This is a genomic window from Mucilaginibacter sp. 22184 (assembly GCF_052045695.1).
Taxonomy (GTDB): domain Bacteria; phylum Bacteroidota; class Bacteroidia; order Sphingobacteriales; family Sphingobacteriaceae; genus Mucilaginibacter.
Genome location: NZ_JBQEPI010000005.1, coordinates 403,464 through 422,504, shown reverse-complemented (window position 1 = coordinate 422,504; position 19,041 = coordinate 403,464). Strand labels below are relative to the sequence as shown.

At 40.6% G+C, this 19,041-nt stretch carries 11 protein-coding genes; 1 reads left to right on the top strand and 10 read right to left on the bottom strand.

From position 1 onward, the window contains the following. Position 1: 1 nt before the first annotated feature. From ACTJKG_RS13680 to ACTJKG_RS13670, 3 genes are all read right to left on the bottom strand, one after another. Positions 2-6,622, bottom strand: coding sequence for an amino acid adenylation domain-containing protein (locus tag ACTJKG_RS13680; RefSeq protein ID WP_440739527.1), 6,621 nt, complete (start codon positions 6,620-6,622; stop codon positions 2-4). A gap of 142 nt (positions 6,623-6,764) precedes the next feature. Then, complete coding sequence (locus tag ACTJKG_RS13675) at positions 6,765-7,937, bottom strand: glycosyltransferase family 2 protein (protein WP_440739526.1); 1,173 nt, start codon at positions 7,935-7,937, stop codon at positions 6,765-6,767. After that, positions 7,934-8,857, bottom strand: a complete 924-nt coding sequence (locus tag ACTJKG_RS13670; RefSeq protein WP_440739525.1) for a glycosyltransferase family 2 protein — start codon at positions 8,855-8,857, stop codon at positions 7,934-7,936. Before ACTJKG_RS13670 ends, ACTJKG_RS13675 begins: the two co-directional genes overlap by 4 nt. A gap of 207 nt (positions 8,858-9,064) precedes the next feature. On the opposite strand from ACTJKG_RS13670, the gene ACTJKG_RS13665 reads away from it, so the two are divergent. Beyond that, positions 9,065-10,204 (top strand): acyltransferase family protein, encoded by a 1,140-nt coding sequence (locus ACTJKG_RS13665; RefSeq protein ID WP_440739524.1) that lies wholly within the window; start codon positions 9,065-9,067, stop codon positions 10,202-10,204. A gap of 46 nt (positions 10,205-10,250) precedes the next feature. Here the strand turns inward: ACTJKG_RS13665 and ACTJKG_RS13660 are convergent, their stop codons facing one another. The 7 genes from ACTJKG_RS13660 to ACTJKG_RS13630 all read right to left on the bottom strand — a co-directional run bounded on the left by ACTJKG_RS13660 (position 10,251) and on the right by ACTJKG_RS13630 (position 19,040). Continuing rightward, positions 10,251-12,908 (bottom strand): non-ribosomal peptide synthetase, encoded by a 2,658-nt coding sequence (locus tag ACTJKG_RS13660; RefSeq protein ID WP_440739523.1) that lies wholly within the window; start codon positions 12,906-12,908, stop codon positions 10,251-10,253. Between the two features lie 61 nt (positions 12,909-12,969). Beyond that, entirely contained in the window at positions 12,970-14,157 is a 1,188-nt protein-coding gene (locus ACTJKG_RS13655; RefSeq protein WP_172333633.1) for a glycosyltransferase, read from the bottom strand. Positions 14,158-14,187: 30 nt separating this feature from the next. Further along, positions 14,188-15,399 carry a glycosyltransferase gene (locus tag ACTJKG_RS13650; protein ID WP_172333632.1) on the bottom strand — a complete coding sequence of 404 codons (1,212 nt, stop codon included), beginning with the start codon at positions 15,397-15,399 and terminating at the stop codon, positions 14,188-14,190. A gap of 1 nt (position 15,400) precedes the next feature. Beyond that, positions 15,401-16,747: an oligosaccharide flippase family protein gene (locus ACTJKG_RS13645; RefSeq protein ID WP_440739522.1), complete on the bottom strand. Its 1,347-nt coding sequence runs from the start codon at positions 16,745-16,747 to the stop codon at positions 15,401-15,403. Positions 16,748-16,750: 3 nt separating this feature from the next. Next, positions 16,751-17,365 (bottom strand): acyltransferase, encoded by a 615-nt coding sequence (locus ACTJKG_RS13640; protein ID WP_440739521.1) that lies wholly within the window; start codon positions 17,363-17,365, stop codon positions 16,751-16,753. A 4-nt stretch (positions 17,366-17,369) separates the two neighbouring features. After that, the gene (locus tag ACTJKG_RS13635; protein ID WP_216650460.1) at positions 17,370-18,875 is read right to left on the bottom strand and encodes an O-antigen ligase family protein; all 1,506 of its coding nucleotides are present in this window, start codon (positions 18,873-18,875) and stop codon (positions 17,370-17,372) included. A 27-nt stretch (positions 18,876-18,902) separates the two neighbouring features. After that, on the bottom strand, positions 18,903-19,040 hold the full coding sequence (locus ACTJKG_RS13630; protein ID WP_172333628.1) for a hypothetical protein: 138 nt from the start codon (positions 19,038-19,040) through the stop codon (positions 18,903-18,905). Position 19,041: the final 1 nt, after the last annotated feature.

The window sequence follows — 19,041 nt, the reverse complement described above, 5'->3', positions numbered from 1 at the left end:
ATCAGTTGTTGCTAACTTTTACCTGTAAATATTGTCCTGGATTGTTTTCGTCACTGATAAACCAACCCGGATTACCGTCTTTATCACGCCCAAGTTTTGCACCAGGTACAGGCGGGGTTGTAGCTAAGCCATTTTGCATAACATGAGTTTGTTGCTGTTTTTCTGATGGCATAAACCCTGAGGCTATTAGTTCTGCAACACTTTCCTTGAATTTACTGATGATCAGATCTACTTCCTCATCCGTATGGGAAGCGGTTAAAAAACAAGGGAAAAGATCCCAGATATGAATGCTCTTAAGGCGTAGGAGTGTAAACAGTAATTCGCCGTAAGCCAGTTCATATTTGAATTTTATTTTCCAAAGCGAACCAAAATAGGGTACGTAAACAGGAATGCCATTTTGCTCACAAATAACGTTTAAGGCATCGGCTAATCGTTTAGTTCGTGCGTTCAGATCTTCCTGCAATGATGGGCCCTGCTCTTTCATATACAGCAACGTAGCCTTCCCGGCTGCCAACGCTAAAGGGTGACGAACAAAGGTGCCCGCGAAGTAAGTAACCCCAGCCTCAGGGGTAGAGTCGTTGCCATATTGCCAGTTGCCACCATCCAAAGCATCCATATATTTGCTGATACCGGCTATAGCGCCAATGGGCATGCCACCACCGATAACTTTACCATAAGTGCCCAGGTCAGCCTTGATACCGAACAGGGCCTGCGCACCACCCGGATGCATCCGGAAACCCGTTATTACTTCATCAAATATTAAAACAGTTTCTGATTGCTGGGTTATCTCTCTTACTTTCTTTAGAAATGCTACGGGTTGAAATTCCGGTCTGCGGCTTTGTACAGGTTCAACCAGTACAGCCGCCAGCTCGTGGGCGCGTTCAGCTATTATTTTTAAAGATTCTTCGGTGCCGTAATCCAGTATCAGCATATTTTGCACTACTTCGGGCATAATGCCGGGAGCGGCTGGTACCGTCTTCAATTTTTTAGTCCCGCGAACAATCACTTCATCATTAATGCCATGATAAGAGCCGCTAAAAGCCACAATAAGCGATCTGCCTGTAACCGTACGAGCAATACGCATGGCACCTAAAACGGCCTCGGATCCGGTATTGCAAAGGGCTGCCCGATCAAAATTGGTAAACTCGGTGATCAGCTTACAAACGTCGCCTGCCAGTTCATGCTGCGGACCTATTTCATAGCCTTTTTCAACCTGCTCCAGAACGGCTTTTTTAAGTTGATCTGTTTGATAACCTAAAAAGTTTGATCCAAATCCATTCAACGCATCAATATATTCGTTGCCATCGATATCCCATACATGACTGCCTTTGGAGCGGTTAACCACCAAAGGATATACAATTTCTTTAGTCAATGGCCTGAAACCACTTACCACACGGGGATCGGCCATGTATGGACGATCTTTTTGTGTTTGTGCTTTACTGGCGCTGGTTTTTGTATTGTACTGGGCGGTCAGTTCTTTTAAAAACGCCGCTTGTTTGTTGTTGAGTTCCAGTGTTTGCTTTTCGATACGAGCCGTCGCGCCAAATGGTTTTTTTAATTCTACTTGTTCTTCGGGACTGAGTTCGTATGTTATTGAAGGCTTTGCAGGTGCTATAACAGGAGCGGGGATACTATTATTTTGGATAGTATTGCCTTGTTGAATACCATTGCCGTTTTGTAAAAGCGCAAGCTGGTTGGTAAGCAACTGCAATTGTTGCGATATTAACCCAATGATCAGATCGTTATTTCCTGCACTGGTGTTTATAGTTGGTGGTATAAATGCCTGTTGCTGTGCTACTACCGGTGCCGGTGCAACTGCTTCCGGCTTCAAAACATCGGCAGGGAGATTGGCATCCAGATAAGATGCCAGCAGGTTTAAGCTGTTATACTCTTCAAATAATTTCCTAAAAGTAATCGGCACATTGAATGTTTTTTTAAGATTAGTAGCTATTTGTGTGAGCGAAAGAGAATCGAACCCTATTTCCATAAAACTCAGCCCTGTATTAGCCGCTTCTATTTCAATGCCGGCAGCATCTTCAAATATTTCTTTCAGTTTAGTAATTAAAATATCTTTTCTCATTGGTATGGTTTGCGTGATCGGGTTTTCTGTTTGTTGAACAAAAGCATCAGCTATTGTTTCAATTTTATGAGTAATAGCTGCAGGTTCGAGCCAGTATCGTTTATGATCAAATGCATAAGTAGGGAGATCGATCCTTTTCCTGTTCTGGCCTTGATAAACAACATCCCAATTAAGTTCTAATCCGCTTAACCAAAGTTGTCCCTGTGCTTTAAGAACAGAATAACATTCATCATTGGTTTCGGTTTTCTCAAATCCTGATATAACCGTTGCTTTCCTGCCTGCTTCATGCTGGCGTGTTAAGGTAGCTAATATATTTCCGGGGCCAACCTCCAGGAAAAGCCTGTTTTCATCCTGCAGTAAAGTATCCAAGCCATCGGCAAAACGAACAGTTCTGCGCAGATGTTGCGCCCAATAGGCCGGGTCGGTGGCTTCTGCTTCGCTCATCCAGTTACCGGTTACGGTTGATATTAATGGTTTTACCGGTGCATTTAATTTTATGGATCTTACTGCCGCCTCAAACGGGGCAATAACCTCATCCATCATGGATGAATGAAAAGCGTGACTGGTTACCAGTAAGCGGCTGGGTATGCTTTTTTCGGATAGATCAGCAGCGAATTTATTAATAAGATCATCCGGTCCGGCTACTACACACAATTTACGGCTATTGATAGCTGCTATAGATAAGCCATTTGGTAATAACGCTATAAGCTGATCTGCCGTTAAGCGCACTGATAGCATGCTGCCAGTTGGTACGCTATTGATCAGCCTTGCTCTTTCGGATACTAAAAACAACGCATCTTTTAACGTAAATACGCCTGCTAAATGGGCCGCTACAAATTCGCCAATGCTATGGCCAATTAAAACCTCAGGCTGTATACCCCAGCTCATCCATAATTTGGCCATGGCATATTCCAGGATAAATATGGCGGGTTGTGCGTTTATGGTTTGTTTTATTTTTTCGTGTGATTGTTCATCCTCTGTTTCTGGATATAATATTTGCAGTAATTCCTCATGTATAGTTCCTTGCAAAAGGGCTATACATTCATTCACTGCATTGGCAAAAACGGGCTCGGTTTGATACAGATCGGCGCCCATTTTGGCATACTGCGAGCCTTGACCTGGAAACATGAAAACTATACCGCTAATGTCTGTTTTTAAGTTTTTTGAAGCGGACGGTTCTCCAGGTGTGTTTAATTTAGATATCAATTCTCCATTATTGGTCGCTAATACAAACCTGCGAACATTAAATTCCGCCCTGGTGGAGTGCAGGGTGTAGGCAATATCATTCAGATTGACTGTGGGGTACTTTGAAATATAGTTGCCAAGGTTTTGAGCATACTGATTTAAACTACTTTCTGTTTTTGCCGACCAGCAGATCAATTTCCACGGCTTATCAATTCCCGGAGGAGTTGTTTTCTCTTCAAATTCCTCCAATACCACATGTACATTGGTACCACCCACACCAAATGAACTCACACCGGCACGCCTGATATCATCTGTTTCCCATGGGTTTAATTGCGCGTTCACATAAAATGGACTATTGGAAATATCAATGTTCGGGTTGATATGCTGATAAAATAGTGATGGCGGTATTTGCCGGTTACGCAAAGCCAAAACCGTTTTGATTAATCCGGCAACCCCTGAAGCCGCTGTTAGGTGGCCCATATTACTCTTTACCGAGCCAATAGCGCAATACTGCTTTTTGTCCTGTTCGCCAAAAGCTAGATTTAAACCTTCTATTTCAATAGGATCGCCAAGAGGGGTGGCCGTTCCATGCGCCTCTATATAGCTTATAGATGAAGCCTCGATCCCGGCATCATCAATAGCCATAGCGATAGCACCAGCCTGACCTTGAGCACTTGGCCCGCTAAAACTACTTTTAACCGAACCGTCATTATTAACGCCAACACCTTTGATAACACTGTAAATGGTATCGCCATCTTGCAGTGCATCTTCCAGATTTTTTAGTAAAACAACGCCTGCACCATCGCTAAAAACGGTTCCTGTTGCCAATTCGTCAAACGGGCGGCAATGCCCATCATTACTCATGATGGATCCTTCTTCATAAAGATGCCCGCTTTTTACAGGCGAAGTGATGGATGCCGCACCTGCAATGGCCAGCGAGCATTGTCCGTCGCGTATACTGTTTACGGCTTGAGCCACTGCCAATAAAGATGTCGAACATGCGGCATAAACGGCTACTGCAGGGCCTTGCAGATTTAATTGATAGGCTGTTCTGGTAGCTATATAATCTTTTTCATTTAAGAGCCGCACCTGGAAATGACCTATCTTTTCTACTATATCAGGATTGGTTAAAACATTGTTATCGTAATAAGTATTGTACCCACACCCGGCAAAAACACCAACAGTTCCCATGTATTTTTTAGGCAGGTGTCCGGTTTTTTCCAATACTTCCCAGGCTATTTCCAGGAATATACGTTGCTGGGGATCCATTAATTCGGCCGATCGCGGGTTGAAACCAAAAAACTCAGCATCAAACTTATCGGCCCCATCAATAATACCACGAGCTTTAACATAAGCAGGATTGTTTTTTATTGCAGTTGGAATATGTTTGTCTATTTCATCAACACTAAAAAAACTGGTTGTTTCGCGCCCTTCGGTTAAAAGTTCCCAAAACTCATCGATATTATTGGCTCCTGGGAACCGGCCAGCCATGCCGATAACAGCTATATCGCGGTTAGCATTATTCTCTTTGTTTTTTTTGCGGATTGAAAACTGTTTTGTTTCGTTTGTGCCGTTTAATAAACCTTCTAAACCCGCTATGGTAGGATATTGGTAAAGCTTAGTGATGGGTATAGCATAATTGTATTGCTGTTTTAACTCACTTACTATTTTTAAAGCCAGTAACGAGTTACCTCCCAATTGAAAAAAATTATCATCCAAACCAATCTTGTCCAACTGCAATAAATTCATCCATACAGTGGTGATATTTTTCTCTGTTATTGTAGATGGTGCTTTGTATGAGGTAGAAAGCTCTGGTCTTTGCAAATTGGGCTGTGGTAAAGCCTTACGATCTACTTTGCCACTGGTGGTTTTAGGTAGCTCATTTAACCATATATAAGCAGAAGGCAACATAAAATCGGGTAAATGCTTTTCTAAATGCTGACGTACCTTATCTGTATTTTGCGGTTTATCGGATGCGACAAGATATGCCAACAGTCGTTTTTGCCCTGCGGCATCTTCGCCAGCAATAACCACGGCCTGCCTGATGTTTTCTAACTGATTTAACAATACCTCTATCTCGCCTAATTCCACGCGGTTACCCCTGATCTTTACCTGGGTATCTTTACGGCCTAAATATTCAATATTACCATCCGGTAAATAACGGGCCAGGTCGCCGGTATGGTAAATGCGCGTGGTTTTATTTTCTGTTTCTGACCAGCTAACGAATCTTTCGATGGTTAGTTCGGGTTTATTTAAATAGCCTTCAGCTAAGCTTATACCAGCAACGCAAAGTTCCCCCGTTTCTCCCTCAGGTACTTGATGAAACAATTCATCCAATATAATGATGTCGGTATTATCAATCGGTATACCAATATTCGGTAAAAATGGCCAGAGCGATGGATCGCCATCCAACTTTAGTTGTGTTACTACATGAGTTTCTGTTGGGCCATATTGATTATATAATGTACAGCCGGGTAAAGTCTTAAAAAAGCTGGCAATCTGTGGGGTTATTTTCAATTGCTCACCTGCGGTCATAATCTCCTTTAGACAGGTAGGAAAAAGATCATTGCTAACGGCAGCTTCGGTTAAATACTGAAGCACCACGAATGGTAAAAATATCCGGTTTATCGATTGTGACTCAATATATTGTAAAAGTTGAACAGGATCTATTCGCAATTCGTCATTTATTAGCACCAGCGTGCCGCCGGTAGTAAGGGTAGCGAAGATCTCCTGAAAAGACACATCAAACGTAAGCGGAGCAAATTGCAGGGTGCGCGAACCCGATGCGGATGTAGAATGATCTTTTTGCCATAGTAATAAGTTTACTAATGCCAAGTGGCCCATCAGAACGCCTTTGGGTTTACCGGTTGATCCCGAGGTGTAAAGAACGTATGCACCCCGGTCTGTCGTTGAAGGTAACGGATTCACTTCGGGATAAACATGATCATTCAACAGAATATTAAGTGGCAGCTCTTCGAAAAAATACTCCTGAGCTTTAGGTGTTATACAGGTATCGATACCAGAGTCGGCTATGATCTGCTCAAGCCTGTCTTTGGGATATCCCGTGTCAAGAGGTAAATATGCCTTGCCTGCTTTAAGTATGGCTAAAACGCTGATGATGGTTTCAATGCACCGATAGGTATTGACGCCAATTATTACTGAATTTGGTGACGTTGAAATAATAGCGGCTGCCAGGTTATTGGAGAGCTGATCTAAACGGGCATAAGTAATACTTTCGCCATTATAAACAACGGCGACGGCATCAGGCGTTTTATTTAGCTGACGCTCAAATAACCCTTGGAGCAGAAGCGTATGATCTGTATCCTTTGACGATGTGATGCCGTTGTTATTATTCATAAGTTGACAAGGATAACTATCTGAACTGATCAGACCATTTATTAATTGGGTTTTAAAGTTAGTTGCAGGAACTTTAAACCAGGTCAGGATAGCGATTTTATACTTTTATATATTTAATATTTTAATTGTTATTAAGCACCGGTTATTGTTTGCGCTGTACTTTTTCCCAAACAGCACTTTGTTTGCCTGTAAAATATCTGATAATGCCAGCCAAAACTGCATAATTCATCACACAAAAATAATATGGTATAAACAATATTTTTATGCGAAGTTGTTTCTTCTCCATAATAAACCCTAATACCGCAAGCGTATAAAACAATATTTGAGCCAATAAAAGTAATTGGTATCCAGTAGCCCCAGGTTCAAGAGCCAATATAATATTGAGTACAAATGATAATATCAATAAAAAAGGGGTAATAGTCCATCGCAGAACGCGGTGACTGATGTATTGAAATGAGAGAACTGGGTAAACAAAAGGATTGAATAAGCTTTTTAACCGTAAAATAGATTGTATGCCTCCGGCTGCTATCCTTACCTTTCTTTTTAACTCTTCTGATACGTTTTCTGATGCAGTTTCTGTGGCATAAGCTTCGGGTTCGTATACAATCCGATATCCCTTTTTGGCTATCAGCATAGATATCATAAAGTCGTCCAGTACGGTATCTGCTGGAACGGGCTGATAAAGATGACGCCTTACACTAAACAATTCACCAGCCGCGCCAACAACCGAATACAGTTCAGAATCCCATTTTTTTAATGCTGATTCATACTTCCAATAAAAGCCTTCACCCGCGGCGCTGGCATCGGCATTTTCATCAAAGTGTACACGTTTTTCCCCGGCTACCGCCCCAACTGTGGCATCGATATAATGCCTGCAGATTTTTATCAGTGCATCTTTATTCAAAAATGTATTGGCGTCGGTAAATACAACTGCATCGGTATGTACAAATTCCATAGCACGATGTACTGCTGCTATTTTACCGTTCCGTTGCGATTGATGCAATAATTGGATCTGTGAATATTGTGCTATGATGTTTGGTGTATCGTCTGATGATCCATCAGTTACAAAAAGCAGGTTCAATTTCCCTGCAGGGTAATTTAATAAAAGAGTATTAGCTATTTTATCTTTTATAAACCCTTCCTCGTTATAGGCTGCCACAACCAGTGTGCAAGTGGGTAGGTTATCCAGATCTTCTGTTATTACTTTGGTACCCCTGAATATTCTTTTGATACGTATGATGGCATATAGAAGTATCCCATAACCCGCAAAGGTGTAAAATACAATAAGGAGGCTTATGGCTAATGTAATTTTCATTTGATGGTGCTAATAGGATAACCTAAATTGTTGCTATTTTTTGAATGGGTGAAATTCCACCAGATAGCTTTAAAAAGTACAGGTATAAAATTGCTGTTACCCGCTTTAAGATAAGCTATTAAATTCCGGGGGACTACAAAAAGTAAAAAATAAACGTAAAAGATCAGCATTTTACCAAATGGTGCGTTACGCCGTATAAACAGTATACGGTTGCGATTCATGAAATACTCTTTTAGTTTACTTTTTTTACCTACTGACACCGATTCTTTATGGTAGATCAATGCATCAGTACAAATCCAGACCTTATACCCGGCGTTCATGATATGTTCGCACCAATCCACTTCTTCGTAGTATAAAAAATAGTTTTCGCTCATTAACCCGGCTTTGTCTACAGCTTCTTTTCTGATCATCATAGATGCACCATGACAATAGGCGGTAGGGCCCGTGATATGATCATACTGGCCAGTGTCCTTTTGCTTAAAGCCAATGCAACTGTTACGGCAGGTATAATAATTCATGGGTGTATATCCTGCGTATTGTATCAACTGCTTGTCGCTGTAATACTTGATCATAGGCGATACCATCCCCACTTCATCTTTGGTATCCATAACCTGAACCAGTTTTTCGACCAGGCCAGGGGTAAATTCAGTATCATTATTGACCAGGAAAAGATAATCGCCGGTTGCTTCTTTAATCCCCAGGTTATTTCCACCTGCAAAACCAAGGTTGACCTCGGAGCGTATAAAAGTTACATGCGGATATTTTAAAGACCACTCTGGTAGGGGATTTGCTATACTTGCATTATCAACTACAATAATTTGAATGTTTTTGTAGCTGTTCAATTTTTCTATTGATTCCAACAAATCTTCAGTAACTGCCGGCTGATTAAAATTTACTGTAACAATAGAAACTTTTTTCATGTATAATGATTAAGACAGAAGTGATACGTTTACGAATTAATATTATCAAAAGTTAAGCCATAGCGAGGTGAAGCGCATAGTCAGAAGTGTGCCAGGCGTGAGTTGGAGTGTTGTAACATAAGGTTGTATTGATACAGAAGTATTTATAGTGTTATTTCTTAATCAGAAAAGATTATCTAAAAGTTAAAATCGTAATATAAAATAGCTATGGATGATGGAACGAAGCAAGTTTCATTGAGTAAAAATCGCCCCAAATTGCATTTCCCCAATTTAAACGGGATCAGGGCCTTGGCCGCCCTGATGGTGGTTATAGCGCATATTGAATTACACAAAGGCAATTTTAACATACCACGTATACCGCATTTTGATGTGCTTAATTTAGGCAAGATCGGTGTAACGGTTTTCTTTTCATTAAGCGGATTTTTAATAACCTATTTATTACTGGAAGAAAAGAAAAATTTCGGAGCAGTTAATTTTAAAGCTTTTTATATGCGAAGGCTTTTGAGAATATGGCCTTTATACTTTCTGGTGGTTTTATTTGGTTTTTTTATTTACCCGGGTGGAGCAGATAAAGCGTTATGGCTTTCCGTATTGTTTTTACCCAACCTGGCATTTTGTCTCAACCTGTTACCGGCTATTATGGATCCAATCTGGTCAATTGGTACCGAAGAGCAGTTTTATATTTTTCACCCTCATTTTTTCAGGCTCAAAAAGCTGAACCATATTCTTTATGCATTATTACTTTTTATCGTTTTTATCATCGCGATACAGGTAATATTTGGCAGGATTGCCAATGAGAGCTCAGCTTACCACATACTACATATATTTTTGTATTACGCCCGCTATGATAATATGATGATAGGGGCGGTGATTGCCGTTATTTATTACAATACCAAGCACCCGGAATTTGATTTTAAATTTCAACGTCTATTTAATGTGATCTTTAAAAGATGGTTTCAGGCCATATTAATGATGATTTATATTATTTACCTTGGGTTGTATATCAACTATGATATTCCGCATGGTGATGTTTTGATAGCATTTATGTCGTCGTTACTTATTGTAAACCTTTGCGAGGCTGGTACAAGCATCTATTCATTAAATCACAGATATCTGGATTATATCGGCCAAATTTCATACGGGATATATTTACTGCATAAATTTGTTTTATTCCTGGTGTTATTCCTGGTTAAAAAGTATTTGATCTCCCTGGGGATATTTATCGAAAACATCCTGATCTATGCGATGACAACAGGGGGGACTATCATCCTGGCTTCGGTTTCTTACTATGGATATGAAAAACCTTTTTTGAAAATCAAAAAGCGATTCCAAAAAATTACCCAGTGATAATTTATATCACCGGGCAATCAGTTAGTTAATTATATAGAGGATATTAATTCTTGGATACCTGATCAAGGCAATTTTGCAGCACCACGGCAAATTCCTTATCGTTTGGTGGAGCAAATATGGTATTATGCTCACCAGGGATATCATGCACATGAACGCCTTTTTGCGCAAATGGACGCCAGCCCAGGAATTTAAAATCGGCCATGTAAAAAGTGCGTTTCTTAGCTCTGAATAATTCAATGGCTATCGGTAATGGTTTCAGAATATAATTGCGCAATGCTTTTTCACTTGCTTCGTCTATCTCGTTATCATAAGCAAAAAAGCCTTCTTTCTTCTCGTCCTTGCCCGGAGCTATTTTCCAGAAAAGTTTAATGATCTTCCTTTTAATGATCAGACTCTTATATTCAATGGTGCGTTTAGGATCTTCTGCGAGCAATACCAAACTATAGCCGATCTGTTTTAAAACCAAAGTAGCTTTATTAAATATCTTTTTTAGTAAAGGATCATTAATAGTTGACAGATCTGCATAGGTATCAAACATGGCCAGCATTTTCACCTCTTTACCTGCGGCCATTAATTGATTGGCCATTTCATAGGCAATAATGCCACCTAAGGAGTACCCTGCAAGGGCGTAGGGGCCTTCCGGATTCTTTGCTACAATTTCGGCTATGTAATTAGCAGCTATCTCTTCCATAACATCCAATGGGTCATCAATACCATTCAATCCTTTGGCCTGAAGACCATAAACTGGTTGCTCAGCATCCATATTCATAGCCAAGGCATTGAATAATAATACATTCAAACCAGCGCCGTGTACAATATAAAGCGGCATTTTTGTGCCATTAGGTTTTATCGGAACTAAGGATTCCCAGGTGATAGAGGTCGCATCAACTTCAAGGCGGGCAGCCAATTTTTCTACTGTAGCATGTTCAAAAAGCGTGGCCAACGGCAAGCGTTTACCGGTTTCCTGTTCCAGGCGAGCCATAATTTTAACTGCTACCAGGGAACGACCACCCAGTTCAAAGAAATTGTCAAAAATACTAATGGTTTCCAAGCCCATTAACTCTTTCCATACATCGGCTACCAGTTTTTCATTGCTGGTGCGTGGCGCTACAATCTCGCCGGTACGTTGTATGTTGCTATAGTTTGGTTTTGGCAAGGCCTTACGGTCTATTTTACCATTAGGCGTAATCGGGATGGTTTCCATGATCACAAAATCATCGGGTACCATATATTCCGGTAATACCTCCAATAGGCCCCGTTGCCAGGTATCAAATTGCGCGCGCAGATCGTTATCACTTTTTTGATCATGGATGATCACGTAACCTACTAACCGCGGGTTTCCGGGAGTATCTTCACGGGCAATAACAACGGCTTGTTTTACATTGTCTTGTTTTAACAGATTTTGTTCTATCTCTTCCAGTTCAATACGATAACCACGTACTTTTACCTGGTGATCAATACGACCAAGGCAAACGATCTCTCCATCTTCACGTATTTTACCTAAATCACCGGTACGGTACATTTTGCTTCCGGGAATGCCCGAAAATATATCATTCACAAAACGCTCGTTTGTAAGCTCAGGGCGATTTAAATAGCCCTTGGCAACACCATCGCCACCAATATATATTTCGCCAATGGTTCCGTCTGTAAAGTTGTTCAGCTTTTCGTCAAGAATGTAAATCTGCGTGTTATCTACGGGTTTGCCGATCGAAATATCTTCGTCGCTGGTAATCTGTTTTACTGTCGACCATACCGTAGTTTCAGTCGGGCCATACATATTCCAAAGTTCGGAGCAACGGGCAAGGAGTTTATTGATCAGATCCTTAGGGAGGGCCTCACCTCCACAAAGTATCCGGAGCGGGAATTTGGTTTCCCAGCCCGCTTCCAGCATTACCCGCCAGGTATAAGGGGTAGCCTGCATTACGGTTATCTGATGATCAGTAACCAAATCGATCAGCGCGCGACCATCTTTAGCAGTAATCGCATCAGTAATAATCAGTTTAGCACCGGTTAACAGCGGCAAAAACATTTCGAGCCCGGCAATGTCAAAGGAAATAGTGGTTACAGCAAGCAGATTATCGCCGGTTTTTAATCCGGGTTTTTTTTGCATGCTGAGCAGAAAATTGACCAGATTATGATGTTTGATCTGTACACCTTTGGGTTTACCGGTTGAGCCTGATGTAAATAGTACGTAGGCAAGGTCATCCCCTGTAACTATAGTTTCTGGTTCTTCGCTACTATAGCTATCAAATTTAGCTATCGCATCTTCAATCAAAACCTCCTGTGCTACTGAAACAAAATGCCCCTTAAATTTTTGAGAAGTGAGCAATATTTTGGCAGCCGAATCTTCCATCATGAACTCTACCCGGTCTTTCGGATATTCAGGATCAAGAGGTACATAAGCCGCACCGGTTTTTAAGATGGCTAACAATGCGATAAGCATTTCGGGAGAGCGATCAACCGATAGACCAATAATATCACCTGTTTGTATCTTGAATGTGAGCAGGTGCCTAGCCAGTTTATTTGCCGCTTCGTTTACCTGTTTAAAAGTAAGTGTACGGTTTTCAAATACAACGGCAACCTCATCGGGTAGTTGAGCGGCACGATCTGCAATTAAATGATGAAGCGCTTTATCTCTGGGATAATCGGCCTGTGTATTGTTCAATGTATTTATAGCGTCTGTATTTACTGGATTGGACATTGTGAGACAATTATTTATCCGGTTAACATCTTTATGCCCTCGTCAATTCTTCTGTGCGTAATTACGCGGCAGTGTGATCGTGAGGGGTGTGAATAAATTTTTTATTGGCACCTTTTAATTTAAATAGCAACAATAACATGGTGAAAAATATCAGTGGCAGTTTTAGTGCCGCGTTGAACAGATTCCTGTTAAAGAACTGTCTGGGTATAGCAACAACAATACCAATGTAACAACAAAGCGTGGCTGCGAGCCATAGTTGCCAGTGAGGGCCTATGCCTGGAAGTAGGAAGGACATCAGCAACATAAAAGGCATCAATCCCAACATCAGTACCCGCGGTAATATTGACATTTGATATATTTCGTTAAAATAGTCAAAGTTTCCATGTAAAAATAGTTGCCCCAAGCCGCTGCTGCCATACTTTCGCAACAGATTAAATTGGGCCGACAGCCACCTTTTACGTTGTTTTTTAAATACTTCTGGGTTGCTTACTTTTTCATCATAAACCAAAGCTTTTTCGGCGTAGGCTACTCTTATTTTTTGGCGGGTAAGTATCAATCCCATCTCTTTATCAAAACCACCTACGGCGTCTATTTTACCCATGGTTTCCTTAAAGAGTTTGTATTCCAAAGCCATTCCAGAACCAATTATAGCTGCAGATAGTTTAAATAACCATTGCGAGTGTCTGAAAATGTGATTGTTAACTTCTTCGCTTATGGCATCAAGCACCGCTACCTGGGTATTGGTATTTTTGGCTACCCGGTGTCCCTGTATCACCCGTTCGCCCATTTGTAGCCAGTTGTTGATCTGGTGCAGATAGTCGGAGGCTGCTACATTATCAATATCAAAAACGATGGCCGCGTCGAAGCCATCAGCTGTATTTTCAATGGCTTTATTTAAGGCTTTTGATTTGGTGCTGTTCTCAAAAAAAACCTCCAATACCTGCAAGGGCATCTGTTTTAATTTTTCAATAGTTTCGGGTTTAAGGGAATCCGCAATAATGCAAACATGAAACAGATCTTTAGGATAATCAATAGTTAAGGCACTTGCGGCAGAGTTTAATAAAATCTCATCTTCTTTATAAGCACAGATATAAATTACAAACCGACTTAACGTAGAAGCAACCGGAGGTTGTTTAATGGGTATTAATTTCCCCGCAACTGAGAAAATAAATAGATAAATGCTGTATACACCCAGGTATATAAAAAGCACATCCATAATTATTGTTGCTATTAGTTTTATAATATCCATGTTTGTTATCTGAAAGGCGTTTTATATAAGTTAGCTATTAAGCTTTCTGTCTAAATTTAATGCCAATAAGTTTTTGATCTCCAGGATCCGATGCTCCCAAGTGTTTCCGGCCGCCACTTCAAGTCGTTTTTGCTGAAGATTGGGGCGGTCATTTAACGCTGTGTTTAAGGCATTGGAGAACTCGGTGGCATTGCTGCAATAGCTTACGGTATTGCCGGTAAATTCATGCAGATCGGTATTAAAATCTGTTGATACTACAGGTCGCCCCGAACCCAAGTATTCAAATAATTTTAAAGGAAATATGGAATTACTTACTTCGTCTTTTTTAAAAGGAATAATAGCCACATCAAAGCCTTTTAGAACAGCGGGCATCTGCTCATAAGGTACAGCACCTTTTAACAGTAGATTAGATGCCTTAAATACCGGATGCTCTAAGTAATCCTCATCAATAGGACCTACAAAAACAAAGTTTTTATCAGGGTTTTGCTGTAATACTTCGGCAAGCAGGTCATAATCAATACGGCGTTCTATGTTTCCAAAGTACCCGATCACCGGTTTCTTGATGTCTGATAAAATATTGGCCACCGGTAATTGCGGATCAAGTGCCTTTTGACTATGGGCTATATTTGCTGCATTAGGAATAAAAAATGAGTTACTGTTTATCTTTTTTTTGCTGTCCCGTAGCTGTTTACTGGTACAGATCACCATATCTACACTTTTTACTACAATATCTTCAGATATAAGCCCATGCCTTATCTGATATTCTTCAACCAAGGGATCAACACAATGATAAACGGTTAATAATGGTTTTATGAGTTGATGAAAAGTGGGATAGGTATAGTTGTAGGAATTGATGTAGATGTAATCCTTGATATTCAGGTTTTTAATTACCTTTTTTAGTCGTCTGGCAACAATTCCTTCATTGAATTTAACAGCTGCGCGGTACAAACGACCCTCGGGAAGCATATTGATTGATGGTACCGGAGGCGAAATAATGATCTTGAGATTGGGAATATCTGTTTGAATGTAACTGTTGGATGCCGAAAAAAAGTGTGGTTTACGAACACGATATTCTTTGGTATCTTTAAACTTAATATAATCCTTCCAGGTAAAAGGACGATCGACATAATACACAAAATTGTCTTTGGCCAAATGCTTGGCCATGGTATAGTTGGTCGACTCCAGGCGGCCGTCAAACTGCATCTGTGAAAAAATAATGATATGCCTGTTTTTGAGCTCCATATCAATTTTGTTCAGGTTCTTTTTTAAGCACTTTTTGATATACAATGCCTAATAATTCCACTAATTCAATATAGCCTAGTTTAAATATATCACCAAGCTTAAATTCCAGGTGTTTCTTTAGGGCCCAGTAACCAAATATAGCCCCGGAAAAGAATGTGAAAATGGATGCAATTGCTACGCCATAAAGATTATGGAAAATAAATATGCCCGCAAAATCGCCGGCTACATTTACGGCAAGCATAATAAACACCTTAATCATGTTAAGCTGTGGTTTGCCTATGATATCGAGCGTAATACCAAAAAACCTATCGATAGGCAACAACATCACAAAACACATGAATATACGGAAGATATTGCCTGCATCTGAGTGCTGATATTTGCCGCCAAAAAGTAAACCTATGACCAGATCGGCAGCTATAAATGAAACTATAGCAATAGGTATCAACGCTATGGTGAGCATGCCCGCATATTTCTTCATGATATAAGAAACATATTTTTTGTCATCGCGGTGAACGGCTCCCGACATTACCGGAAGCGCTGTAGCTATAAAAGCCCGCAGCGGTATCTCAAATATTTCCATAAGGCGCTGCGGGATGTAATAAACTGCCAGTAGTTCAGATGGAAACATCATTTTAATAATAAAAGTATCAGAACTGCGCAGCAAGTACGAGCTGATGGAGGTACCTACACTAAACTTGCCAAAATGAGCCAGTTCTTTGATGGATGCCCAGCTTTTACTGCTGATAGTTTTTACTTTTGACCAGCCAATAATAACTGTAATTAAACTGCTTAATATATTATTAATTAGATAACTATATAACGCGTTCTGAAAGCTGGCTTTCTGAAAAATGATCAATAGCAGTATACATATAAAAAATCCACCCTGATTGATGAGCTGTAGTAAGAACAATTTGTCAAAGCGTTCCTCGGCCTGCAGTATCCACATGGCTATGGCAGATGGGAGTGTACAAAGAAATATCAAGCTGAACCATTTGATGATCATCGCCATATTAAAGTTATTGCCGAAGTAGAAAAAATACATCAGAAAATTACCTACCCCAAATGCCAGTACTATCATAAAACCCAGATACCAGGCTGAGCCTGCTATATTAGCCGCGCGTGTTTTATCGGTACCTGCGTAAAACTTAATAAGTGAGGTTTGCATAAAGCCAGTACGAAAGGTATCGGCCAGGGTAAATACGATCAGGAAAAATATATAATCACCAAAGTCAGCTTTGGAAAGATAGCGGGCCATCAGCGATAGTATAGCCATGCCCAACACCGGCATAATGGCATTACTGGCTAAAGAAAGCGTGTGTTTATTGATAACTTTTTTAAGCAAACCCATGTATTATGCCTTTTCCCAGCTCTTAGTTGTGAAATTATATTTCTTGATCACCTTTGCTGGGTTGCCAACTGCTACGCTATATTCAGGTATATCTTTGGTAACCACACTGCCGGCGCCAATAATAGCATGTTTGCCAATGGTAACGCCAGCTGTAACCACGCTGTTGGCGCCTATCCAAACGTTATCGGCAATGATGATTTGTTTGGTGGTTACTTTTTGTAAACGGGGGGGAGTAGTGACATCCTCGTAGCCGTGGTTAAGCCCCGAAAGTACAATGTTTTGGGCCAGCATAACGTAATTACCCAGAGTCACGGGGCCTATCAATACATTACCGATCCCGATGCCACAATTATTTCCGATAATAACATCGCCAACTCCGTTATTAATGGTTGCCAGATCTTCTATAATACTATTGCTGCCCAAAGAGAAATTATTGAAGGGGAATATGTCCATTCGTGCCTTGAACCTGACAACAGACCGCTTGCCTCGTTTGTGAAAAAATGGATTGACAAACCAGCGTACCCACAACCTGGGTTTAGCCTCACCGCTGCGAACAATAAGCCAGTGTACAAAGCGCTTTAATCCAGGGTTTGATTTTATGGTTGATATTAGTGCCATTTAGTTAACTCCATTTTTGTAGTTTCTGCTCGTTTACCAACGGTTTTGCCAGGGCCTTTTCCTGTTCGTCATTATCCAGGCGCATGCAGGCCACGATTATAGCAATGGCTAAATAAAACATGATATTGCTGGGGTATTGTACCAAGGCCTGCTGGGGGAAATTACCTACATTGAAAGCAAATATGACGAGTATCATACCCATGCAATAGTTCTTAAGTTCGGGGTTTTTGATCCTGTAGTAATAGTTAATGCCGTTATAAAGAGCAATGTACATGAGTGTACAAAAAAGGATTAGTCCAATCCAGCCCATTTCTACAGCAACACGTACGTAACCGCTATCGGGAGGGAACTTTGATAACTCGGAATTTGGCGAAAACCGGCGCCCCCAAACACCAACCGAGCCGAGACCACCGCCTATTGGGTGCGATAAAATATATGGTTTTATACGTTTTTGATTCTCTGCCCGTACATTGTATGATGGGTCGCTCGAGGGGTTAAATGCTGTTTGGAACCGTTTGATCAATGGGTTGGAGGTAGGCATTACAATCAGAAAGCCGAGCATTAAACCTGCTGTAACAGCGAAGATCATTACCTTTTTATTGAAATTCAATACAGCGAGCATGAGTAATGATGCAGGGACGAGGACGTATGCTGCTCTTGTGCCTGAATAAAGCATCACAAAAAGAAAAAATGCTGCCATAAAGCCCAAGGCTATTTTTTTACGCAAGCTATGGTTACCCATAATTAAAGCGATGCACAGTAAAGCAGCAACAACCATGTTGTATGAAAAAGTAACCGGATCAGGAAAAATGCCGAATTTGCGCATATGCCCGTTTATAAAAAGCAGGCTAACCCTTAAGGGATCGGCATATAGGTAGTCTTTTTCGAACCAAAAGAAACCAATGTTTTCCTGCTGAAATGCAGATATTGCGGCAATACATGAAAAAGCCAGCCATAGCTTCAGCAAAAACTTGATGAAATCAACAGATCTGATGTGATATACAAATACAAAGTACATCAGCATAATAAAACCAACGGTACGTACCGTGTAAACCCAGGCAAGCCTTGATGTTGCCCAGGGATTGGCAACCTCTAACAGGTTATAGGCCAGCCAGATTAAGATAATATAACTGATGGGGTTTTTAAAACGCGACCAATCATGTTCTTTTCTCTGCTTGATGAAAAATCCCAGGATCAGCAAATATGTTATGGCGTCAAGCAGAGTTCCGATAGGGGCAATTTCCGGAACTATCTCTGATACATAATTCACAAAAAAGGAAGCAAATATTAGTATAGTGATGCCGAATTTAGGATAGGCTACAATGCCATATAAGATGGGAATACCTACAAGCAAGGTTAAAACAATGCTGCCTCCAATGATCCCGAATTTATAAACTATATAGCTGAAGAATAACGAAATCAATAACAAAAATAATATTACCACCTTATTGGATAGCTTTTGTGCGAGCACGCTTTTCCAAAGTGATAACTTTGTTTCATTATGATTCATGTTATTCAGCATTTGCTGTTTATCTGATTAAAAAAATAAAATTTTAACGACCCAGGCAAATGAACCAATAAACGCTACGATAACAGCAGCCTTACGAGATTTTTTTTGAACAGGACTTAAGCTTTCAAACGGGTCGAGTTTCTTTTTCTCTGGTTCTAACCTCATA

Excerpts from the sequence above, each read along its gene's own strand:
- ACTJKG_RS13680 (WP_440739527.1), bottom strand. The coding sequence starts at position 6,622 with ATGAATAATAACAACGGCATCACATCGTCAAAGGATACAGATCATACG.
- ACTJKG_RS13675 (WP_440739526.1), bottom strand. The coding sequence starts at position 7,937 with ATGAAAATTACATTAGCCATAAGCCTCCTTATTGTATTTTACACCTTT.
- ACTJKG_RS13670 (WP_440739525.1), bottom strand. The coding sequence starts at position 8,857 with ATGAAAAAAGTTTCTATTGTTACAGTAAATTTTAATCAGCCGGCAGTT.
- ACTJKG_RS13665 (WP_440739524.1), top strand. The coding sequence starts at position 9,065 with ATGGATGATGGAACGAAGCAAGTTTCATTGAGTAAAAATCGCCCCAAA.
- ACTJKG_RS13660 (WP_440739523.1), bottom strand. The coding sequence starts at position 12,908 with ATGTCCAATCCAGTAAATACAGACGCTATAAATACATTGAACAATACA.
- ACTJKG_RS13655 (WP_172333633.1), bottom strand. The coding sequence starts at position 14,157 with ATGGATATTATAAAACTAATAGCAACAATAATTATGGATGTGCTTTTT.
- ACTJKG_RS13650 (WP_172333632.1), bottom strand. The coding sequence starts at position 15,399 with ATGGAGCTCAAAAACAGGCATATCATTATTTTTTCACAGATGCAGTTT.
- ACTJKG_RS13645 (WP_440739522.1), bottom strand. The coding sequence starts at position 16,747 with ATGGGTTTGCTTAAAAAAGTTATCAATAAACACACGCTTTCTTTAGCC.
- ACTJKG_RS13640 (WP_440739521.1), bottom strand. The coding sequence starts at position 17,365 with ATGGCACTAATATCAACCATAAAATCAAACCCTGGATTAAAGCGCTTT.
- ACTJKG_RS13635 (WP_216650460.1), bottom strand. The coding sequence starts at position 18,875 with ATGAATCATAATGAAACAAAGTTATCACTTTGGAAAAGCGTGCTCGCA.
- ACTJKG_RS13630 (WP_172333628.1), bottom strand. The coding sequence starts at position 19,040 with ATGAGGTTAGAACCAGAGAAAAAGAAACTCGACCCGTTTGAAAGCTTA.